The organism is Pseudoalteromonas sp. SWXJZ10B (assembly GCF_015864475.1).
Lineage (GTDB): Bacteria > Pseudomonadota > Gammaproteobacteria > Enterobacterales > Alteromonadaceae > Pseudoalteromonas > Pseudoalteromonas arctica.
In genome coordinates, this window is sequence record NZ_JADYXD010000018.1 from 63,908 (window position 1) to 80,146 (window position 16,239).

The following is a 16,239-nucleotide window of genomic DNA, read 5'->3' on the forward strand; positions in this document are numbered from 1 at the left end:
TTAAATGCTAACAGAGTTCAATGAGGGTAAAACGTCAAAAAAATTAGTAAAAATTGCAATACTTAGCAATAATCACTACAAATATAAAAATAATTAATAAAAGCCGACAACTATGTTAGATAAAAAAGATCAGCAATTACTCATTGCACTGCAAAGCCAAGCTCGTATGTCGGTTTCAGATTTGGCCAGCAGTATCAACCTATCGGATACACCTTGCCTAAGGCGTATAAAAAAGTTAGAGCAAGAAAATATTATTACCGGCTACCACGCCGCCATAAATCCTAAAGCACTTAACCTTAATGTGTTGGTATATGCATTCGTACGATTAAGCCAAAACTCGGTGAGTGCTGCAGAGCAATTTGAGCAACATGTAGAAAAATTACCACATGTATTAGAGTGTTGTGTAATATCAGGAAGCTATGATTATTTATTAAAAATCATTGCACATGATCTTGAGAGCTACGAAACATTTGTAAAACATCAGCTAGGTAGTTTAAGTTGTATTGCAAATATAGAATCAACAGTCGTGTTAAAGCAGTCATTTAGCAAAAAACAGTTACCATTATAAAAATAACCAAAATAACTTACTGTTAGCTATACTGATATTTCAAAACGATAATAATAATTGCTTGGACCTTATGTGAAAAATTTTAACTCTAAAAATCATTCCATTATTTTTTACATCATGTTTGCTTTAGCATATTTTTTAGTCGGCATAGCACTCACTAAACTTGCTTTTAACTCGCAAATAATTCCAATTTGGTTACCTGCCGGCATAGCTCTAGTCGGTTGTTATATTTGGTGGTGGCGCTTTATCCCGCCTTTATTTGTAGCTGCAATTGCATTTAACCTTAATATTTTTGACAGTTCAGCTCATGAGCTAGTCTTGGTCGGCAACTCATTCAACGAGGCAATGTATATCGCCTTTGGTGTTGTTATACAGGCAATGGTCGGCGCAGCTCTTTTAAAGTATTGGCTTGGTCACCCGCTGCGCTTTAAAAAGCGCAAGAATATAATTTACTTTATTTTAGTCATAGCCATATTGGTCAGCTTAATTTCAGCTAACTTTGGCGTATTCGCACTGAGTCAATTTAACTCGATTTACAGTATTGATAATCATTGGAATAATGTTATTTACTGGTGGCTTGGCGATACATTAGGGGTATTAATTGCAACTCCATTTTTACTTTCTTTATTACCACAAAAGTCTAATCAACATACTATATCGGCATTTCCGACAATTGCAGTATGCTCAGTTTTATTTTTATCAGTCGCGGTAACAACACAATTATACGATCAGGAAAATCGTATAAGCACTATTAAAATTGCCGAACGTGAAGTCCACGTTATAGAAAACAGCCTTTATAGATATACAAATCGCAGTATTATTGCAGTGCAGAGCTTAGCAAGTCAGGTTCAATCATCTCCCATGCTGAGCCAGCAAGATTTTTATTCTTATGCTAGTCAGTTACTAACTCAATACGAGTTTATTAACGCTTTATCGTGGAATGCAAAAATACCTCAAGATCAACGCGAAGTCTTTGCTCAAGAAATATCAAATATTTACCATTTAGATATTGATATAGTTGGCGAACCTCTTGAAATTAACGATCCCCTTGTTATAGTAAAATACATAGCTCCTTTTAATGGTAATCAAAAAGCTATTGGCTTTAATGTATTTTCAAACCCTGATCGAAAAAACTCTCTGCTTAACCCCGCTATAAAGTACATGCCAGTCGGAACTAAAATAATTCAGTTGGTGCAAACCAAACAACCTAAACCAGCCTATTTATTATTTGCCCCTGTGTACTCCCAATATAACGATGAAAAAACAATTAAAGGCTATGCCACTGGTATATTTTTAGTGCGTAGTATTATTGAGCAGGCCATTTCTAAAGAACAGTCTGATATGTTTTCGATTGGTATATACGAAGATACAAACACACCGCCGTTTTATAGTAATTACTCTCAAGATGTTCAGCAAGCCAAAGGTAGCCGTTTAATGTCGTTTGACGTGGACTTTGCAGGGCAAAAATGGATTGTAAAACTAGCCCTTAAAGAAAGCTTTTTAACACAACATAATAGCCAACTAACTCTATTATTGCTCATACTCCAAGTTGCCGTATGTTCTTTAATTTTAATGGTTTTACTGCTGTTTAATCAGCAACAAATTGCACTTACACGTCAAGTTGCTGAGCGTACACACTCACTCGCACAAGCAAAGCAGCAGTCTGATTTAGCTAATCAGGCTAAAAGCCAATTTTTAGCGAATATGAGCCACGAAATACGTACACCATTAAACGCCGTTATTGGTTTTTCTTCACTTGCTCGAGAAACAGACAGTGCAAGTACACTCATTGGCTATTTAGATAAAATAAACTCATCATCTAAAAGTTTATTAAATTTAATTAATGACATTCTTGATATATCAAAAATAGAATCCCAAAAGTTAGTTATTGAATCTATTGCATTCGACTTAGGTGCTTTAATAACACGAATAGACAATATGTTTGAACAAAGCGCAGTTAACAAAGGTATTAACTGGCAAGTGAACTCAAAGCTACCTTTAAATACCTGGTTTATTGGTGATCCTATGCGAATTGAGCAGGTATTACTTAATTTATGTAGTAACGCGATTAAATTTACAAGCCAAGGCAGCGTTACTTTAAACATAGAAACAGAGTTTACTGCCGCCAATAAAGTACAGCTTGTTATAAACGTTAGTGATACCGGAATAGGTATAAAACCAAGCCAGCATAAAAAATTATTTAACGCATTTACCCAAGCTGATAGTTCTACCTCAAGGCAGTTTGGCGGTACAGGACTTGGCTTAACAATAGCAAAAGAGCTAAGCCAATTAATGGGGGGAGAAATAGCCCTTAAAAGTGAAGTAGATAAAGGCTCTACTTTTACATTTTCAATGCGATTAGAAACAACAGAGCCTAAAAAAGAACATGTTATTACATTTGATAATACTAATATTACTTCGCTAGACATTTTGGTCGCAGAGGATAACCCAGTAAATCAAATGGTGATTAAAGCGATGCTTGGCTCGCTGGGGATTGTGCCGTATATGGTAGAAAACGGTGAGTTGGCGGTCGATATAGTGAAAAAGCAGCATTTTGACTTAGTGCTTATGGATTGCCAAATGCCTGTAATGGATGGCTATAGAGCAACGGCACTGATCCGCCAGTTTAAAACCGAACAAGAACTCCCTATTATTGCTTTAACTGCCGACGTAATGCCAGAGGATAAAGCACATGCACAAGCAGTTGGATTTAATCAACATCTTGCAAAACCGCTTGAACTCATTAAGCTAACCGAGTGTCTTGTCCAATATGCAGAAGTTAATGAACAATAGTGGTTTAATTTTAAGAATAGTTTTAAGAGTATTTTTAAGAGTAGCTTTTGGTTTTGTTTTAAGTGTTTTTTCTCATACAGCTGTCGCTCAAAACTGTATATCGCAGGCGAGCGACTTTAAATTTATAACAAAAAGTAAGCAACAAGGCTTATTACGCTTTGAAAATGAGCACAACCACCAGCGCTTTAATTACCACGCCATTTTACCATTTAACGATTACTTAGATTTTGCATATAAACATATAAATAAAGCCAATCCACGTGCAAATATGCCATGCCCTGTTATTACACAAACGTATCAGCAATTAGTAACACAAGGTAAGCGAAAACCTGACCCTACTATTGCAGATATTATTGCCCCTTTTGAGCTCACGCACCCAAACAGTAATAAAGTTGCACTACTAATCCACGGGCTAACTGACTCCCCCTTTACCTATCACGATTTAGCACAAGTGTATTATCAACAAGGCTATACCGTGCGTACTATTTTATTACCAGGACATGGAAGCGCTGCAAGTGCTTTACTCAATGTAGAGGTTAGCCAGTGGCAACAAGCAATAAAATATGGCGTTGATCGCTCGGTGCAAGATTTTGATGAGGTGATACTCGCAGGCTACTCTACCGGTGCAGCGTTACTTATTGATTACGCAACCAAACACACTGTATCCCCTAAAATTAAAGCGCTTATGCTTTATTCGCCAGGCTCCGAGCCACATAATAAGTACGGCTGGATAGCAAAGTGGATTGATGCCATACCCTTTGTTAATTGGATAGATAAAGACGCCGATGTAGACTTTGCTAAGTATGAATCATTTCCTTTAAATGCAGCTGCCGCTTCGTACGATGCAATGTCACTTGCAAGCATAAGTAGCTTGAACAAACGCCCTGCACTTAAATTACCTGTTTTTAGTGTACTTAGCGATATTGATACCACGATAGATACGCGTGCCACGCTAAAGTTATTGAGTGCATTACACAAAGGTAATTCAATCAAATATAAACCGCTCGATACTTTAGTACTTTATGGAAGCACTGATATTTTACCGCCAGACTTTGCTAGTGACTACACAGTAAATAATCCGCAATGCACAACACCTCAATGTAAAAAGGTTCATGGTATATCGCATATTGCTGTTGTTAACTCACCGCAAAATCCACATTATGGAATTAACGCAACTTATCGCAATTGTGGCAGCTTTATTAACGACGAGTCCCTATATAAAACATGTAAAACAACTAAAAACCCACAACTAGGAGAGCGTACAAGCGCCAACTTAAAACACTATCCGGCTTTACAGCGCTTAACTTATAATCCTCATTTTACCGAGCTTAAAATGCAAATTAGTACGTTTATTAAAAACGTAAAACAGCTTAGAACAACTACAAGGTAAGTAGTCATGGGAACGTTTTCGCACCAATGGTTTAGCAGTATTAATGAGATTGATCAGGCGCAGTGGCAACGTTTATTTGGTGATGAACCATTTACTCAACATGCTTTTTTATATGCCCTTGAACAAAGCCAATGCGTAACACAAAAAAGCGGTTGGCAGCCCCATCACCTCGCTATTTTTGAAAATGATACGCTCGTTGCACTTGCACCCGGGTATTTAAAAAGTCATTCATACGGCGAGTATGTATTTGACTGGGCCTGGGCTGAGGCATACGAAAAACACGGTTTAGAATATTATCCCAAGTGGCTATCTGGCATTCCTTTTAGCCCTATTGAAGGCAAGCGCATTGCTATCGAGCACGCTAATCCAAATGCGGTATATCAATACATTACAGAGCAACTTAGCTTACACAGTGCTCACCAAGGATGGTCGGGATGGCATGTTAACTTTTGCGATCAAGCCCAAGCCACCTCATTAACTGAGCAACACGCCATGTTAAGAGTGGGTGTGCAATTTCAGTGGTTTAATAAAGGTTATGAATCCTTTGACGACTTTTTGCAGATGCTTAGCTCACGAAAACGTAAGTCACTTAAAAAAGAGCGAGCTAAAATAGCGCAACAGAACATTGATATTGAATGGCTGCAAGGAACGCAAATTACGCCCGAGATAATGCAATTGTTTTGTGAGTTTTATCAGCGTACCTACTTAAAGCGCTCTGGTCATTTGGGCTATTTAAATATGGAGTTTTTTACGCTTTTACATGCCTTAATGGCTAACAGTCTCGTTATTATGCTGGCCAAAAGAGACGATAACGTGATTGCTGCAACACTTAGTTTAGTAAGTAAAAATACGCTTTATGGGCGCTACTGGGGAGCAAGTGAGGAAGTAGATTCGCTGCACTTTGAATTGTGTTATTACCAAGGTATTGAGTTTGCAATAAAGCATAAACTCAACTGTTTTCATTCGGGTGCACAAGGTGAGCACAAAATAGCACGCGGATTTGAACCCGTACTTACCTACTCTGCTCACCATATTGTTGATGGCGACTTTAGTAATGCAATAAGCGACTACTTAAAGCGTGAACGCGGCCATATTGATATATATAAAGAGCAATGTAGCTCATTACTGCCGTTTAAAAACGAGTAACTGATTATTTGCAGGCATGGCTGTATCGCTAATAAGCGTAAGCCCTGCTTGCTTAGCTAGTTGTTCAACGGCTTCAAAATCTCTTATTCCACTTAACGGATCGCGCTCTGTTAAAAAGGCACTAAAGTCATCATTACTTGGGCTGGTAAATTCACCTTGGTATTTGAATGGCCCATAAATACACAACATACCGTCGCTATTTAAGTGGCGTTTAACACCGTCAAAAAAACGCTCAACTAATTGCCAACTTACAATATGAAATGTGTTTGCAGTATAAATAGCGTCAACCTTATCTACTGGCCACTCATTATTTAAATCAAGCTCAAGTGGTGCATGCAAATTAGTTAAATTAGCTTCGCGGTGCCATAAGTTAATCCCTTCGTGGTTTATAGCACGATCACTTGTATGCCATTGTAAATGTGGTAATTGCTCTGCAAAAAAAACACTATGCTGGCCGGTTCCTGAGCCAACTTCGAGTACTGTTTTAGTATTTATTAATACAACTTTTAATTGCTCTAAAATAGGGGTTTTATTGTTTTCACAGGCTTGTGAAAATGGCTTTGTCATTACTGTGCACCAAAATTGTAGATTAATGCACAACAGTAAAGCAAATTTAGCTTATTTTGTCGTGATGAAAAAAAAGATAATTTTTAAACACTATAACTATCATATGGTTGAGCTAATTTATTATGATTGGTACGTAATATGCTTTTATATAACTAACCCACTAAAGGGTTTAACTTATATTAAATTTCAAAGGATAAAATTATGCATATACCCCCTTATACCGCTGTAGACGCAGCTATTGCTATAACCGAAAAAACCACCGACGATCATAGTTACGCCGTTGATATGAGAGCAACAGTAATCGATTTACTTTCGCACCCTAAACATAATCAACAGGCGATGACCAAACATGAAACAGATCAGATATTTATTCTTGGCTACAATTAAAACTCAAATTAGTATCGCAAATAATTTTTATAATAACTGTTTACACTGAAACCGATTAAATGTAATGATAACTATTATCGTTAACTTAAGTCGGTTTTTTTATGTCTTCAAATTATGCCCAGCATCGTTACCATCAAGAACTCTCTTGCCATTGCTTAAGACCTGGCCTGCATGCACCCATGCTCGTTGCCGATTACATAGAAACCGCCCTTAACGTCGCCAAAAAATTTGAGCAACAACGTAATCCCTTGCTTCAAGAGTTTTATCTTAGACGCACACACCATGAAATTATGAACAAAATGTGCGACCCTCTTATACATAATGCTATTCGTAAACAATGTTTAGAGCAGTTATACAAACCTTTATTAGCACTAAAACGGTTTTATAAAGTGCATAACAATACTGCACAATTTTTAATACTTGAGCGTGAAGCTCGTATTCTTAGTCACGAATTCAACCCTTTTTAAGGAGCACACTTATGAGCAACTTTAGAACAGAATCAGACAGCATGGGCGAGCTACAAGTACCTACTGATGCGCTCTATCAGGCGCAAACACAGCGAGCGGTTAATAATTTTGCCATTAGTGGCTTACCTATGCCAAAGCAATTTATAACTGCACTGGCTTATATAAAACAAGCCGCTGCACAAAGTAACTGTGAGCTAGGCCATTTAAGCAAAGCTAAAGCCGATGCAATTGAGCAAGCTTGCCAAAGTATTATTGATGGTGAACATGTTGAGCATTTTCCCGTTGATATTTTTCAAACAGGTTCTGGCACAAGCTCAAATATGAATGCCAATGAAGTTATTGCAACGCTTGCTAGCCGGATAGGCAATGAAAGCATTCACCCTAATGATGATGTAAACATGGGGCAAAGCTCTAACGATGTAGTCCCTACTGCTATCGCACTCAGTAGCGCAATAAATGTAGTGTACGAATTACTTCCTTCGCTTGAAAATTTATCGCAAAGCCTGGAAAAGAAAAAAGCTGAAGTAGGCCATATAGTTAAAACGGGCCGTACGCATTTAATGGATGCAATGCCTGTAACGTTTGATCAAACACTCAGTGCATGGCAGTCACAAGTTAATCATGCCGCAGCAGGAATTAGACATAGCTTAGAGCGTGTATGCGAACTTGCACAAGGCGGTACAGCTGTTGGAACAGGAATAAATGCAGACCCTAAGTTTGCAGCCAAATTTGCAGAAAATCTGAGTGCCAATGTAGGAATTAGATTTACGCCTAGTAGTAACTTTTTTTATAATATAGGTTCACAAGACGCCATCGTCGCGCTTTCGGGGCAATTAAAAGTACTCGCTGTAGCACAAATGAAAATAGCGAATGACCTACGCTGGATGAATTCAGGACCACTTGCGGGCTTAGGTGAAATAGAGCTTGAAGCACTTCAACCGGGCTCGTCTATTATGCCAGGTAAGGTAAACCCAGTAATACCAGAAGCCGCAGCCATGGTAAGCGCACAAGTTATTGGCAACGACGCCACGATTACCGTAGCAGGCCAAGCGGGTAATTTTGAGCTAAACGTTATGCTCCCAGTCATTGCGTATAATATTTTACAAAGCATAGAATTACTTGCCAATAGCGCGCAGGCATTGGGTGATAAAGCCATTGCCAGCTTTAAGGTAAATCAGCCTAATATAGATAAAGCGCTCGCTAAAAATCCAATTTTAGTGACGGCACTTAATCCGGTGATCGGTTATGAAAAAGCAGCAAAAATAGCAAAGCAGGCTTATAAAGAAGCCCGCCCTATTATTGATGTAGCCGAACAAGAAACTGATTTACCACGCAGTGAACTCGAAAAACTACTTAACCCCACCAAACTAACGCAGGGTGGACTTTAACAAAACGGTATTTTTCACGGCTTTAATTACTTGATAATATAGTTTTTATTGCCGTAAAAAATGCACCGTGTATGATAGTGATGAATATTTCATCACTATCAAGGTTTGTTATGCGTACCCCATTGTTAGCCATACTTTTACCACTTTGTTTAACTGCATGCTTAGATAAAGCACCCACTGAAACGCAGCAAGTAACAATCACCTCAGAAGCTGAAGCACCAAAGCAAGAGCCACAAAAGCTAAAAGAAAACACTCAATTACAAGAAAATACTAAAAAGAACGTAGTTGCTGAAAAAATACCAAAAGCTGATTTAAAAAACGTTTCAATAGACGATATAAAAACAGCTAAAACCGAATTAAATACGCTAATTACAGATAAGCAATGTGATACCAGCACCCAATGTAGAGTAAATGCAGTAGGCAGTCGCGCATGTGGTGGGCCAAGCAGCTTTGTTGTGTACTCAACAAACGCAGCATCTGAGGAACAAGTAGCAGCCCTTAGCGACAAAATTACTAAGCTTGAAAGTAGTTATAATTCACAAAAAGGGATGATGAGCATTTGTCAGCATTTAACAACGCCAAGCACGCAGTGTGTTGAAAATAAATGTGTTAAACTTGAAAGCTCAGCGGTAAGTGCATTTTAAGGATAACGTTATGAGTTGTTTACCATCGGCAATTAAACTATCAATTTTAAGCATTGCTAGCAGCATTTTATTACTAAGTGGTTGTGCTAGTACTGTGACGTCAAATGAGCAAAGTAAAAACTTATCTGACTTAAACTATGATCTGAATAACATGGTGAGTAATAACAGCTGCACTGCAAGCTTTCAGTGCAAAGTACTTGAAGTGGGCTCCCGCGCATGCGGCGGACCGAGTAAATATGCTGTTTATTCAACGCTAAACACATCTCAAGAAGAAGCAGAACAGCTTGCTCAACAAATAACAAAACAAGAAAACATACAAAATAAAGCACAAGGCTTAACTGATTGTTCTCCTGTACTTGAAGTGCAATCGCTGTGTATTAACCACCAATGCCAGTCGTTTGATATAAAATAAAAACGGCCGCGTATAAGCTAATTTCAGCGTTAACTTAAATACGGAATTAACGCTGAAATTACTACCACCAGTACCACGCAAATACCCGCTTTAATAATGTATTTCATGGGCATTGTTTTAAGCACCCAATATGCATAAATAAAACGTACAAAATAACTCGCCGCAGTACCAAACAACGCAAAAATAATTAAGTAAGCAATTAAAACAATATTCATAAAAACCTAATTAAATTATTTCACTTTTTTATTTTTAGTGTGAGCTATTAATAAATCAGCTACTTGTTGCTTTACGGCTCGCTTATCATCGCTTTGTACATCAAAGCGACTGGCTAGTTGCGCTATTTCATCATCATTTAAGTTAAACGATAAACGTTGACGCGTTTTTTTAGACTTTACGTCTAAGCCAAGTATTTTTCGGATCATATCTGACGGCGTTAGCTCTTGATCAATTGCCTGCTTTTTTATCAGCTTTTGAACTTCGCTGCTTAGATCGAATGCCATTTGTGTGGCACGTACAGCTTGTTCCTGACGTAACCACTTGTCTTTAGCATCACTCACTTAGCATCTCCGGGAAACAAGTCTACAATGTCTGACATTGGACGCATGAGCGTTAGCGATACTTCGGTTTCGCCGCCATCCCAAATTTCGATATTTAAACCAAAGCCTTCATTATCTGACGCTAAGCAAATCATTTCACATGGCTCACCACCTTCTTGCTCATAGCGAGGCAAAGTTTGGTTGCGGTAATCTTTATTATGGAAATAACACACATAAGGCGACTCGCTTTGTTGGTAGCTTTTAGCTAAAAACTGCATAAAGCGCTCTGGTGTATTTTGCACTGTAATGTGGGTTAACGACTCTTCATCAAAAATACGCGCAAACTCATCAAGGCTAAATATCTCTTCAACTTCGTTTCGCTGAATTTTAATAGAAAAGTTAGCCCACTCTTCGCCATCATCTTGCTCAATTTGTAAAAATACAACTTGGCCGCTATTTGTCTCAAGTACAAATTCAGTATCGCTACTGTGCTGATATTGGTAAGTCTGAATATCAGTAACACGTAACGTTTCACCCTTTAACCATGCAGGATAGGCAAATGAATCAATAACGCTAAACATGTCGCCTTTTTTAAGATCGCTCGGATGATTAAGTTGACGTTCTGGCTCTTTTTTAGATTTGAAAAAATTAAACATAGGAAGGCTGCCTTCTAAGCAAAAAAGGTAACTGAGAAAAACTCGGTTACCTTTTTAAAGTATAAACGTAATAGTTAGCTATTTTGCTTCGCTTTGATGCGAGCTAAAATATCAGCGCTTTTTGGACTTGTGTCGCCAATGCCTGCTTCAGCCATTTTTGCTTTTAAGTCATCGCCATTTACGTCTGACTCAAGTTGCTTTGCAGCACCAAGCTGGTCACTTCGATCTTGTTGACGCTGTTTAATGCGTTCAAGCGATTGACGAGCCGATGTCATAGACGAGCTGTTTGTATTAAGTGTGCTGTTAACAGCCATTGTTGCTTGCTGTACGCTTTCAGTGGTTTTAACCATTGTAAGCTGACGCTGATTCTCTTTAATCGATTTTTCAGCATCTTTAACTTGCTGCTTAAGCGCAACAATGTGATTGCTAAAGCCAGACAATACTTGCTCGTTTTCAGCTTTTTCAGCTTCAAAGTCACCAATTTTTTCTGCAATTTCTAATGCTAATGCTTCGTTGCCCTTTTCAAGAGCTTGGCCTGCATACGCTTCATGTTCAGCGATTGATGCATCTACAGCGCTAATTTTACGCTTAGTTTGCATTTCTTTGGCCATTACTTCAGTAAGGCTTTTTTTAGCACGGTGAAGTGCATTTTGCGCGTCTGCAATTTCTTGCTCAAAAATACGGATGCCATTTTTGTCTACAATTGCTTCGCCTGCTTCACGAGCGCCGCCACGTACTGCTGTAAATAATTTTTTTAAAATACTCATAATCTTAACTCCACTAACTAGCTATTAATCGTTTAAATACAAGGTCACGGCTTCTAGTGCATCGATAGCGTTATCGGCTAATGTCACTAGTTCGTGGGTAACGTCATCCAATGATGAATTTACCGACAGTGCACCAAAAATCGCGTATTTGTTATCGATTTTAGCAAATGCACTCAGTGGAATTGGCACGTTTAAACGTAGTAATGTTTCGTTTAATTCGTCGCGTAATTCACTTTTAACTTCATCTTCGTCAAACAAGTAGCTAATACATAATAACTGCTCTTGCGTTTGCGTAACAAAAATTGGAAGCTCATCATTTCCATCAACAATGACTTGTAAAACATCTTGCTCGCCTGGGTTGGCAATCAAGAAAGACTCAAAGTTAGCGCCTTCAGTTTCAAAAGAAGCTAATTTTATTGAAAGTTCATTTAATTCCATGTCTCTGCCTTTTGTCGTTTGACATATTATGTCTGAGTTAAGATTCTCATGGCCGACATATTATGTCAACCATGTTTTATTAGTTTTTATACAATTCGCTTTCTATTTGCCATGCCGTTCGGTAGTAATCATACAACTGACCAGACCCTAACCTATTGACCTCAATACTTTTAACTTGTTCAAAGTAGTGGTTAGGAAATACAAAACTTGCCAATAAATATTCTTTACTAATCCATCTTGATGGCACAGGCATAGCCGTCGCATCATTAATACGGCCACTGGCCGACTGCCCCATTTTAGTCGCTATAGTCCAGCCCCACTGCCCAAAAGAAGGTATGTTTTGCTGATACTGCTCAACATAGCCAAACCCAGCAGCTTTAACTGTTTTAGCAATGCTTAAAAACGCTTTTTTAGCGTGATAAGGTGAGGTTGATTGAACCGCCATTGCGCCATCGGGTGCTAATAGCTGCCGTACATGATTATAAAAGTAGTCACTGTACATTTTATTTAGATCAGGATGATTAGGGTCAGGTAAATCAATTAAAATAGTGTCGAACTGCTTAGATTGGTCAAGTAGCTTTTCTACTTCTAAAAATGCATCACCCACAATTATGTTGGCTCGCGAATCATGCATCGATTTATTGTTTAGCTGTAGTAATCGCTTATTGATGTGCTCTGGCGGCGTAAAGTCACCGTCTTTATGACCAAATAAATTGAGTAGTTGCGCGTCTAAATCTATTAGCGTTACTTCACTCACAGGCCACTTTAAAACATCTCTAAGTGCAAGCCCGTCACCACCACCAATTATTAATACACGGTCGTGTCTGTTAGAGGCAAGCATTGCAGGGTAAACCAGCATTGAATGATATATTTGCTCATCAATACTTGAGAACTGTAAACGCCCATTTAAATATAAATCTGTAATTGGCTGAGGTTGGTTTTTGCTTAATCTTTCGGTTAAAACTACGTGCTGGTATTTAGTTGCTTGCGAATAAATTACTTTATCTTTGTATAAAACATTACTTAGACTGTTCATCCAGCTACTGCCAAATACTAAAATAAAACCAAATAATGCCAGTAATACTATATGGCAAACTAAAAGTGCCTTAGCAAAGCGCACATGGGTATGGTAGCGCCATAAAAATGCGAGCCCCGCAATGATATTAAATAACGCCGTCCACGCTGCAGCTTGCATTATAGGCATTGAGAGCATGATGCTTACCCAAATGGCTGCACCAATACCAGCACCAATATAATCGGCACCATAAATAGTCCCTGCGTTGTTTTCTAAAAAACGGCCATAAACGTGCTGACGAATGCGCGCTATAAGCGGTATTTCCATACCAATAAATAAGCCCAGTATTAAACCAAAAACATAAGGTAGAAAACGTGACCACTCTTGTAGCTTTTGAAATACGTAACCATTAAGTACAACATCAGGGGGTAAATTAAAAATGCTCGAAAATAAATGAGGAAGAGAATAACTAACTGCTATTACACCCGCTATCGCTAAAATGCAGCCCATGCCAACCAAAGCAATAATGCTTTCTAGCCAAGCAAAAGCGGTAAATGCATCTTTGAACCAGCGCGCTAAAAAAGCGCCTAAGCCCATTGCTACAATCATAGTACCAATCATGGCGTAAATAGCGCTCTCTACTGAGCCAAGTACACGGCCCGCATAATGAGACAGTAAGTATTCATAAATAAGGCCGCACCCAGCAAGCACGGCCATAACAGTAATAAGTAGTATATCGTGCCCAAGTAAGCGAGACTTACTTGGGCTAGTTGTGGTTGATGACACTGATTATGCGCCTAGTAATGTTGCCATAGTGATACCTACAGCAAATGATACTGCTGCAGAAATAGTAGCTACACCTACATTTTTTTGACGATTAACTTCATCGGAAATATCGCAACCAGATAAAATTATTTTAATTGTCACTAAGTGCAAAATAATAAATGCAACAAGGCTCACTACTGCGCTAATAGCCCAGTATAGTAAACTCGCATTAATATTATCAGCCGCGTAAGGTGCAACACCCGTTGCTGCTGTAATAGCTAATGCACTACCTACTAAAAATCCAGCGTAACGAATACCCACAGCTAAGTTACCATCAACAATTGCTTGTTGTAGGCAGTCGCCACTTTTATTTGTACGTTTAAATAACTGCACTCGGTACTGGCTAACAAGTAGTAATACAACACTACCTATAATAAAGGCGGCAATTACAATTGGAAGACCATGCCAGCCGTCAGTAGCCACCCATAAAAGAGCTGAGCGAATAACGATAGCAACACTGACAACATGGCCAAAATCAATTATTGAAGCTGTAACGTTACCTTTAACGATTTCGTCGTGCAGGCTTACTTTACGAAGCGCTACTTTATCTTGAAAAAAGTGACCCAACTTAATCAGTACAATTGCTAATGCGCCATAAGCTAACATTTGCAGTGCTTCTTGTTGCAGTGTCGCAGCAAAAGCTCCGCTACTTACACCCGTTAATACAATCGCCAGTGCCACTAAGCCAGCGGCAAAGCTAATCCCAAAAGCAAAGTTATCACGCTCTGTTATTTCATCATTTGCATGTAAGTTTGAAACCCAGCCTTTTATATATTTAAGGCTTACAAATAATAAAACAATAATTGCAAAATCAATCGCCAGCGCTTGCAGTGACCACATAGTTATTCCATTAAATTCATACATATTATTCTAACTCCAACTTTATTCTTTTACTTACCACGGCTCACGCCACGAGAGGTTCTGCTACCGCTATCACGCACCGATCCTGAGCTATTGCTATAACTGCTCGAACGAGAATAACTACTGCGGCTTTTTGCTGGCGTATAACTACTACGGCTTAAACCTGATGCACCTGTTTTTTTACTCGCATAAGGGCTTGTAAACTGTTTACCTTGGCGTTGGTATGTTTGGCGCGTGCGTGTTTCTAAAGCGCTTTGGGTTTTAATTTGTTTAGGGCTTGAATAACGCGAGCGGCCATAGTCATTGTAATAGCTATACTTTCGGCGCTTACTCCAGCTTCCATATTCAACACGATCAAATACATCACCTAAAATACGGTACATTCCGTACCATTGCCAAAAGCTAATACCGTTACTATTTGATTGCCAGTTACCATAGTTAGGGTTACCTACCATTTGGTTACCAACACCCTCACCTTCAGCTTGCTTACTAATTGCGCCTACACGCGCTAAAGTGCCTTTGGACATATCAGCTAGCATATTGATAGGATCGGTTAACGCATCAGAAAATAGCGTAGGTTTAGATGCATCACGCAACAAATCAATGCTATGTAACGTATCTTCATAAGGAGGAATTAAGTAAGTTCCTTTAATATCTTTAAGTCGCTGTGTTAAGCCACTATAAAGTGCGCCTTGGCGCGTTGCATCAAGGGTAATTACATCAACAACTTTTGTAAGCTCTGGTTGTTGTTTTTTAAGAAGCTCGCCATATTCTTTAAGTAACACAGCATTGCGTACACTTCCATTATCGAGTGCAGTACCAAGCTGAGACAGCTCCGTATCTACCTTTTTAATAGACTCTTGAATTGTTTGTTGCAGCTGCTCTTCTTTCGATTGACAACCCATAAGCACTGCGAACAAACAAAACAGGCTTATAAGTTTCCAAGCTTTAATATTCGACATTCATGTCACCTGATTTACTAAATTAACTCAGGTAGTTTTACACAGGTCACTTATTAAACCAAGAATGAAATTGCAACAAAGTGAGAAGAAACGTGGGACTCTGTAATCAGGGTCTGATTTATTGAGAATTTAGTGAAAATATGAAGCTATATCGTAAGGTTAGAATTGAAGTTTAAGCGTTATAAGGGGGGGGACTTACAGTGACTTTAGCGTCGGGAGTCGCTACGCTCGCCCGACCTATATGATGGGTGTTGGATGAGTGTACATTAATTGTGCTATTTTTACTTTTCTGCAGACGTAAAAAAGCCCGAATCGTTAAATTCGGGCTTTCTACAATTTTAAGCCTGGTAATGTCCTACTTTCACATAGCAAATGCTACACTATCATCGGCGCTGTTTCGTTTCACTACTGAGTTCG

18 protein-coding genes are annotated in these 16,239 nt (G+C 38.7%); 9 read left to right on the plus strand and 9 right to left on the minus strand.

Annotation, left to right across the window (positions count from 1 at the left end):
- Positions 1–112: 112 nt before the first annotated feature.
- The 4 genes from I6F54_RS15145 (at position 113) to I6F54_RS15160 (ending at position 5,897) form a co-directional block, all read left to right on the plus strand.
- The gene (locus I6F54_RS15145; RefSeq protein WP_007579788.1) at positions 113–568 is read left to right on the plus strand and encodes an Lrp/AsnC family transcriptional regulator; all 456 of its coding nucleotides are present in this window, start codon (positions 113–115) and stop codon (positions 566–568) included.
- A gap of 72 nt (positions 569–640) precedes the next feature.
- Entirely contained in the window at positions 641–3,361 is a 2,721-nt protein-coding gene (locus I6F54_RS15150; protein WP_197142156.1) for an ATP-binding protein, read from the plus strand.
- Positions 3,351–4,751 (plus strand): alpha/beta hydrolase, encoded by a 1,401-nt coding sequence (locus I6F54_RS15155; protein ID WP_197142158.1) that lies wholly within the window; start codon positions 3,351–3,353, stop codon positions 4,749–4,751. Before I6F54_RS15150 ends, I6F54_RS15155 begins: the two co-directional genes overlap by 11 nt.
- A gap of 6 nt (positions 4,752–4,757) precedes the next feature.
- On the plus strand, positions 4,758–5,897 hold the full coding sequence (locus I6F54_RS15160) for a GNAT family N-acetyltransferase (RefSeq protein ID WP_197142160.1): 1,140 nt from the start codon (positions 4,758–4,760) through the stop codon (positions 5,895–5,897).
- Here I6F54_RS15160 and I6F54_RS15165 read toward each other — a convergent pair.
- Positions 5,874–6,464, minus strand: a complete 591-nt coding sequence (locus I6F54_RS15165; RefSeq protein WP_197142162.1) for a DUF938 domain-containing protein — start codon at positions 6,462–6,464, stop codon at positions 5,874–5,876. The two genes, I6F54_RS15160 and I6F54_RS15165, sit on opposite strands and share 24 nt — an antisense overlap.
- A 201-nt stretch (positions 6,465–6,665) precedes the next feature.
- On the opposite strand from I6F54_RS15165, the gene I6F54_RS15170 reads away from it, so the two are divergent.
- From I6F54_RS15170 to I6F54_RS15190, 5 genes are all read left to right on the plus strand, one after another.
- Complete coding sequence (locus tag I6F54_RS15170; RefSeq protein ID WP_010554833.1) at positions 6,666–6,851, plus strand: hypothetical protein; 186 nt, start codon at positions 6,666–6,668, stop codon at positions 6,849–6,851.
- A 101-nt stretch (positions 6,852–6,952) separates the two neighbouring features.
- Positions 6,953–7,318: a hypothetical protein gene (locus I6F54_RS15175; protein ID WP_231609258.1), complete on the plus strand. Its 366-nt coding sequence runs from the start codon at positions 6,953–6,955 to the stop codon at positions 7,316–7,318.
- A gap of 11 nt (positions 7,319–7,329) precedes the next feature.
- Positions 7,330–8,706: a class II fumarate hydratase gene (locus tag I6F54_RS15180; protein ID WP_008137933.1), complete on the plus strand. Its 1,377-nt coding sequence runs from the start codon at positions 7,330–7,332 to the stop codon at positions 8,704–8,706.
- Positions 8,707–8,816: 110 nt separating this feature from the next.
- Entirely contained in the window at positions 8,817–9,350 is a 534-nt protein-coding gene (locus I6F54_RS15185; protein WP_197142164.1) for a hypothetical protein, read from the plus strand.
- Between the two features lie 10 nt (positions 9,351–9,360).
- On the plus strand, positions 9,361–9,762 hold the full coding sequence (locus tag I6F54_RS15190) for a hypothetical protein (RefSeq protein WP_197142166.1): 402 nt from the start codon (positions 9,361–9,363) through the stop codon (positions 9,760–9,762).
- 29 nt (positions 9,763–9,791) lie between these two features.
- Here the strand turns inward: I6F54_RS15190 and I6F54_RS15195 are convergent, their stop codons facing one another.
- The 8 genes from I6F54_RS15195 to I6F54_RS15230 form a co-directional block, all read right to left on the minus strand.
- Complete coding sequence (locus I6F54_RS15195; protein WP_024592231.1) at positions 9,792–9,977, minus strand: hypothetical protein; 186 nt, start codon at positions 9,975–9,977, stop codon at positions 9,792–9,794.
- 15 nt (positions 9,978–9,992) lie between these two features.
- A complete protein-coding gene (locus I6F54_RS15200; protein ID WP_010554828.1) occupies positions 9,993–10,319 on the minus strand; it encodes a hypothetical protein in 327 nt (108 codons plus the stop codon).
- A complete protein-coding gene (locus I6F54_RS15205; protein WP_024592232.1) occupies positions 10,316–10,954 on the minus strand; it encodes a DUF4178 domain-containing protein in 639 nt (212 codons plus the stop codon). Before I6F54_RS15205 ends, I6F54_RS15200 begins: the two co-directional genes overlap by 4 nt.
- Before the next feature lie 74 nt (positions 10,955–11,028).
- Positions 11,029–11,721 carry a PspA/IM30 family protein gene (locus tag I6F54_RS15210; RefSeq protein ID WP_004335088.1) on the minus strand — a complete coding sequence of 231 codons (693 nt, stop codon included), beginning with the start codon at positions 11,719–11,721 and terminating at the stop codon, positions 11,029–11,031.
- A gap of 24 nt (positions 11,722–11,745) precedes the next feature.
- Positions 11,746–12,159, minus strand: a complete 414-nt coding sequence (locus I6F54_RS15215) for a YjfI family protein (protein WP_008170558.1) — start codon at positions 12,157–12,159, stop codon at positions 11,746–11,748.
- 79 nt (positions 12,160–12,238) lie between these two features.
- Positions 12,239–13,960, minus strand: a complete 1,722-nt coding sequence (locus I6F54_RS15220) for a polyamine aminopropyltransferase (protein ID WP_197142168.1) — start codon at positions 13,958–13,960, stop codon at positions 12,239–12,241.
- A 3-nt stretch (positions 13,961–13,963) separates the two neighbouring features.
- A complete protein-coding gene (locus I6F54_RS15225; protein ID WP_024589503.1) occupies positions 13,964–14,863 on the minus strand; it encodes a DUF350 domain-containing protein in 900 nt (299 codons plus the stop codon).
- Positions 14,864–14,889: 26 nt separating this feature from the next.
- Complete coding sequence (locus tag I6F54_RS15230; RefSeq protein ID WP_007579759.1) at positions 14,890–15,822, minus strand: hypothetical protein; 933 nt, start codon at positions 15,820–15,822, stop codon at positions 14,890–14,892.
- Positions 15,823–16,239 lie beyond the last annotated feature (417 nt).

Coding starts and splice junctions, on each gene's coding strand:
- I6F54_RS15175 (WP_231609258.1), top strand. CDS start 6,953: ATGTCTTCAAATTATGCCCAGCATCGTTACCATCAAGAACTCTCTTGC.
- I6F54_RS15210 (WP_004335088.1), bottom strand. CDS start 11,721: ATGAGTATTTTAAAAAAATTATTTACAGCAGTACGTGGCGGCGCTCGT.
- I6F54_RS15230 (WP_007579759.1), bottom strand. CDS start 15,822: ATGTCGAATATTAAAGCTTGGAAACTTATAAGCCTGTTTTGTTTGTTC.
- I6F54_RS15205 (WP_024592232.1), bottom strand. CDS start 10,954: ATGTTTAATTTTTTCAAATCTAAAAAAGAGCCAGAACGTCAACTTAAT.
- I6F54_RS15145 (WP_007579788.1), top strand. CDS start 113: ATGTTAGATAAAAAAGATCAGCAATTACTCATTGCACTGCAAAGCCAA.
- I6F54_RS15180 (WP_008137933.1), top strand. CDS start 7,330: ATGAGCAACTTTAGAACAGAATCAGACAGCATGGGCGAGCTACAAGTA.
- I6F54_RS15155 (WP_197142158.1), top strand. CDS start 3,351: ATGAACAATAGTGGTTTAATTTTAAGAATAGTTTTAAGAGTATTTTTA.
- I6F54_RS15160 (WP_197142160.1), top strand. CDS start 4,758: ATGGGAACGTTTTCGCACCAATGGTTTAGCAGTATTAATGAGATTGAT.
- I6F54_RS15225 (WP_024589503.1), bottom strand. CDS start 14,863: ATGTATGAATTTAATGGAATAACTATGTGGTCACTGCAAGCGCTGGCG.
- I6F54_RS15195 (WP_024592231.1), bottom strand. CDS start 9,977: ATGAATATTGTTTTAATTGCTTACTTAATTATTTTTGCGTTGTTTGGT.
- I6F54_RS15215 (WP_008170558.1), bottom strand. CDS start 12,159: ATGGAATTAAATGAACTTTCAATAAAATTAGCTTCTTTTGAAACTGAA.
- I6F54_RS15190 (WP_197142166.1), top strand. CDS start 9,361: ATGAGTTGTTTACCATCGGCAATTAAACTATCAATTTTAAGCATTGCT.
- I6F54_RS15165 (WP_197142162.1), bottom strand. CDS start 6,464: ATGACAAAGCCATTTTCACAAGCCTGTGAAAACAATAAAACCCCTATT.
- I6F54_RS15185 (WP_197142164.1), top strand. CDS start 8,817: ATGCGTACCCCATTGTTAGCCATACTTTTACCACTTTGTTTAACTGCA.
- I6F54_RS15170 (WP_010554833.1), top strand. CDS start 6,666: ATGCATATACCCCCTTATACCGCTGTAGACGCAGCTATTGCTATAACC.